The following is a 4889-nucleotide window of genomic DNA, read 5'->3' on the forward strand; positions in this document are numbered from 1 at the left end:
GGCTTTGCAAGGCGCTAGCGATGATATCGCCTGATTTACGAGACAGGTCACTGGTCGAAAATGTACGCACGATCCTCTCCTTCATTGAAGACTACAAATACAGCAAATACAGCAATGATGTAAATGGTGTAGATTGTCCGCTACCTGAATGGCTCTTTCATCGACGCTATGACCAAGATAATGGCGATATGCCCCAGCCGACAGTAACCTGCGCGGCGTGTGATAATTTAATTGCGTTCTGTTTCGTAGATGAGTGTGCTTGTTACCCTGTGATAAGGCAATGGGTTCCGCGAGGCCGGAAAGCTCGGTTTTTAGCGAATTATCCTCATATTCTGTTTTTTTGTCGAAAACCAGCGGATAATGATAATTGGAATACTGTTTTATCAGTGACTTATGAATCCATTTAATATGGATAATAGTGTAATTAGGTCAGGAGAAAACCACTGACTAATGATAAAAACAGCATGCTATTTTTAATAAGTAATTTTACTGCTTTTATGTCGGTCATTAGGAGTTGAGCGGGTCGATCTGCTTTCCGACAGTCTGCGGAAAAAGATGGTGTTTCCTCTGCTCCATCGCCGGATGAGTAGGTCATATTGCAGATTATCGGTGCACCATTTTGCCCGTGGCCTCGTGTGTCTGTTTATCATCAGTCAGTGGTTTTTTTATCATTATCTTCTGCATTTTTATCGCGATTAAGTGGTTTTTTCGGCGACAAAAACGGCAGTCAGCGGCGGATTATCATTATCTTCTGGTTTTCGACAATAGTGTCGAAATTCCTTAATTACGTTAGTCAATATTCTGACATTTCAGCACGTTATTGATACCCCTAATTATGCGAATGTCCCTTATTGATGCGAGAAAAGCCCTTAATTAGGTTACAAAACGCGATCGCGTTTTTTATCAATGCACGGGTCTGCTTCCGCCGCTTCTCAGACCATACAGCCACCCATACCGCTTTCCGAATAGCCGACATGACCAGAGCAAACGCCCGCTGCCATTTTTGGCCGATAGGCGAATGACGAGTTTAATACCGGATTATCCAGATACCTGACGTTCACGCGGTGTCAGTTGCGAATCACAGCCCTACATTCCGGCACGGTTGCGTGAATGTCGGTTCAACGCCGGAATTAGCCATTCACAAGTTTGGCCACGTCCGGGCAGCAAAGCATCCCCCAAACAGGCGAGTCGCAGGGGGAAAAACTGCGCATAGATTGAGCAGCCACGACAATGGTTATGCAGCCAGCGCCAGCGTCGACGAGTGAGGCTAGGCTAGGTGGTCGGGTTTTCCTCGGCTCCCAGCTCATCACAGCCAAGATACGTCTTCACCTTGCGCGGGGTCTGCGGCGAGCGGCAGATGCCCCTTAGCACGCGTAGGAAAGTCTGCCCGTTCATGTCGTCGTGCATGACTATTAGTTCAGCCGCCATCCCGTTGGTGAGGCTGCTCGTGCTAACGATTGTCGCTCGTGCGTAGAGCACGAAAGAGTCATGCTTGAGGAAGGCATGCTCGTGTTTCTGAAGGATGCAGGTGGTGTCGTGGTTCGTGCCGGTGACCGAGCAAACGCTTACTAACGCAACGTTTCCCTTGTCGTCTGGATCATTGCAAACAACATGAAGGTGTTTACGTCCCGGATCATGCTTCGGCCCGGACACAATGAGCAGGGTGCCCTTCTTCGCGATCGCCATCCCCGTTGGCCTGCTTACGCTAGCTCAGCAAGCAGTTCGGTAATCGATGCTTGGTCGCGAAGGAATTGCGCATGTTCAGTCGTGTTCTTAATGCCGACGGCGAGTAGAAGTCGCTCAAGCGGGATCGGGTTGGAACTGCCGTTCGGGTCTTCCCATTCAGGAATGTTGTCGCTTTTGTGCGTCCAATCGCGGAGTTGCCACTGCGTCATGCCACCGAACTTTTCCCAGACGCTGTCGAGCACCTCGACCTCGGCGTCGCTGAGTTCGTCGAGGTCGTCCACCCCGATATCTGCCTTTACGCCGATCATGTGGTTTGCTCGATCATCGAGGATGGCTGACCAGTTCGCGTCCTCGACTTCGCCCTTCGCGGTGTCGTAAGTCCACGAGTTCACTGGGCCGTGCGGCAATGACGCTCGCGGCTCATCAAGCATGGGCATGGCGAAGCGCTTCAGCGCCTCCCGATCGCTGATGTAGACGAGCTTGATAGCCTTCAACATATTGATCGCGCGAGCCTCGGTTTTCAGCGCAAGATAAGCGATGATTTGCGCCGCCTTTGCTGAATTATACACCTGAAAGCCTCCTGCAACCCATTGACACGTGACTCATATAGCAAAGCCTATCTTAATTTTCCACAACGCACATACGGATCTCATGCACCACGAAAAAAAGCGTTCCTGCGGCCAGTTAGAACTAGGTGCGTCAGTCAATATTAACATCGCGCCAGGCTGCAATCGGTCCAGTCTCGATCAAACGCCGACGGGGTCCGTGCAGTATAAGCGTCTGCTCTAGCCGAAAACCGCCACTCCAATCCCGAGACGTGAACGACGACTTCATCCCAAACGCAGTCACGATTTGAATGTCTGCTACCGGGCGCAGCAGAATCGCTGTCGAACTGCTTGGGAGCGCGCAGCGGTCATCACACATAGCTGAATGAACGGCAGAAAATACTGTCCGGACGCTCCAAACCAGACCGGACCAGCAGTTATCCCCCCAAGATGGACATGGAGTGAATCCTCGGCATGGAACAAGTCCGACTATGAACGGGCACTTAACCTAATTAAGGGACTCCTTGTAACCTGATTAAGGTTACTTTTGGCGGCGCGGAAGCCGGGATTCTCCTAATTAAGGAATTTCGACAATTGGTTTTTTCCCGGATTTATTATGTCCGACAAGGGAAATTATCGGACATAAAAACGGGGGAGGGGGCCAAAAACGGAAAAAGACGTGTTTTCAAGTTACGTGCTATTTAGATTGAATTGCATGGCTTGCCCACACCCGTCTGACGGCGTATTTTTGCACGCGTCAGGCAAAGGACAAGCAGTATGATCTCCATCATTCTCAAGATCGCCACCAGTCCGATCGTCGTGCAGGCTCTCGCGATCGGCGCGTGCGAGAAGCCAAATGCCTATGGACAGGCCGGGAAAGACCTCTGAACATGCGGCTGGAACGCCCCGCAGCCCGTCCGGAAGACGTGACGCCAGCCTTAACCCGTACAGCCTTGGCGTTTGGCGCTCTCGAGCAGCAGCTCAGGCGACATCCTCTGCGCGAGGCGGTTCTGTTCCGGATGCGGCTGGAAGCTGCCCGGCAGTGTGCGGCCGTGGATGGCTATCTGATTGACCCTTGGCAGCTGGCCGCAAGCCTTGAGGGGCTGCGGCCCCGTATCCGTGGACAGGATGTGTTCGAGCGTGGCGGCGAGGTTGACGCCCTGCGCTATGCCTTCGAGCAGTATCAGTGGCTTGCCAGGGCAACCACTTCGCAGGAAGAGCGGATCACCCAGGCTCTCACTGTCGCCGTAGCGCCTGTCAGCCATATGGGCATCCTGTGGGGTAGTGCTCTGGCCTTCCGGGAGTGGATCGAGGTCGGTGATGCGCGTGCGCCCTTCCGTGGGGCGCTGGTGCGTCTGTGGCAGAAGGAAGGGGTTTTTAGCGGTCTGTATCCTGTAACGGGAGCGGCAGCCTTTCGAGGCGGGACGTCCTGGGAGGAGCGGCGCTGGATACCCACATGGCTGGACGCGCTGGAGCGCGAAGCGGCTGGGATTAGGGATATGGTCCACACGCTGGAACGGGCCTGGCGCGACGCGCGTGCGCAGGCCGGCAATCAGCGGCGCAATTCAAAAGCAGCCCTGGCCATAGACATCATTGCCGCCCATCCGGTGATTTCCGCGACGACCCTGGCCGCCCGGCTGTCCGTATCCGTGCAAGCCGCCTGTGTCCTGCTGGAGCGGTTTTTGGACCGTGGACTGGTCATCGATGTCACGCACCGCGCTGCGCGGCGTCTCTTTGCCCTGAAGGATCTCGCACCACTCCGAGAAGCGGTCAGGATGCCGAAAAAACCCGTTCCAGGGCGTAAGCGGGGGCGGCCTCGTTTGGGAGAGGAAGCTGATCCTGATGATCAGAGTGTTGCGGTGGCCGAGGAGGCGTTTCGACCTTTGCCCCGGTGGCAACCTGATTTCTCCGAACTGGAGGCCGCAATTTCGAACGTAGAGCGCCTAAACCACAAAATGTCCCTTCCTGAAGAGCACTCAGAACCGGACATGGGATGCAATGATCACACTCTGGCCCTGTAGATGAGGGCGACAAAATATCCGATTGTTACCGCTATAAGTCCATAAGCAGGGTAGCGCAGGAACGCATCAGATGCCCACCAGTCTGCGGCGAAGAATTCATCGCTGAAACTGGTTGGATGGTACAGGGAAAGAGAGGGATGAGAAGCGACCTGATGCAAGGCATAAGCTTCCGCACCGACCAACCAAAGAAGCGATCCCATGAAACTGACTGCGGGGACGACCCACATGCGGCTGTAGAGTGTCTTGCCGAGAAACAAATGGAGGCTTGCGATACCAGCCGTTATCGCCGCGACACTGACCGGCCAATGCCAGCTTAAACTGAAAGTGAGGCCGGAATCCTTGAGAAGCGTTAACGACGCCAGCCCCGCTAGCAGCCCAACAAACAGAGAAAACTTGAGTGGCAATTCCTAATTTTCAATCATTTTATGCGACCTTGTGTGCTTCCGAGACATCAGAGAACAGCTGATAATGCGTTGGCAAGTCTTTTTGCCGACGAAAACACCCGATCACACGTCATCTGAATTTCCTCAGGCCTTTCTGTCTCCACAAAACCCGGGGCAATTCAGTCCGACAGCCCCAGTCTCAGAAAGCGCATGAACGACAGGCGGTCGTTGATCAGATACTCTGTCCGTTCATC

5 protein-coding genes are annotated in these 4889 nt (G+C 53.7%); 2 read left to right on the plus strand and 3 right to left on the minus strand.

Annotation, left to right across the window (positions count from 1 at the left end; all coding sequences use genetic code 11):
• Positions 1-407 (plus strand): hypothetical protein (locus ABF979_RS16370; protein ID WP_415560749.1); only part of this gene is annotated, 407 nt, incomplete at its 5' end.
• A gap of 865 nt (positions 408-1272) precedes the next feature.
• Here the strand turns inward: ABF979_RS16370 and ABF979_RS16375 are convergent.
• Both ABF979_RS16375 and ABF979_RS16380 read right to left on the minus strand, forming a co-directional pair.
• The gene (locus ABF979_RS16375; protein ID WP_126621608.1) at positions 1273-1686 is read right to left on the minus strand and encodes a hypothetical protein; all 414 of its coding nucleotides are present in this window, start codon (positions 1684-1686) and stop codon (positions 1273-1275) included.
• Positions 1687-1700: 14 nt separating this feature from the next.
• Positions 1701-2255, minus strand: coding sequence for a Panacea domain-containing protein (locus ABF979_RS16380; protein ID WP_415560750.1), 555 nt, complete (start codon positions 2253-2255; stop codon positions 1701-1703).
• 866 nt (positions 2256-3121) lie between these two features.
• On the opposite strand from ABF979_RS16380, the gene ABF979_RS16385 reads away from it, so the two are divergent.
• The gene (locus ABF979_RS16385) at positions 3122-4252 is read left to right on the plus strand and encodes a hypothetical protein (RefSeq protein ID WP_173957802.1); all 1131 of its coding nucleotides are present in this window, start codon (positions 3122-3124) and stop codon (positions 4250-4252) included.
• Here the strand turns inward: ABF979_RS16385 and ABF979_RS16390 are convergent.
• Entirely contained in the window at positions 4234-4656 is a 423-nt protein-coding gene (locus ABF979_RS16390; protein WP_415560751.1) for a hypothetical protein, read from the minus strand. The genes ABF979_RS16385 and ABF979_RS16390 overlap by 19 nt on opposite strands.
• Positions 4657-4889 lie beyond the last annotated feature (233 nt).

It is taken from the genome of Gluconobacter sp. (genome assembly GCF_047723935.1).
Lineage (GTDB): Bacteria > Pseudomonadota > Alphaproteobacteria > Acetobacterales > Acetobacteraceae > Gluconobacter.

What these genes read in the sequence shown, in the direction of transcription:
- ABF979_RS16375 (WP_126621608.1), bottom strand. Translation starts at nt 1,686, where the DNA reads ATGGCGATCGCGAAGAAGGGCACCCTGCTCATTGTGTCCGGGCCGAAG.
- ABF979_RS16385 (WP_173957802.1), top strand. Translation starts at nt 3,122, where the DNA reads ATGCGGCTGGAACGCCCCGCAGCCCGTCCGGAAGACGTGACGCCAGCC.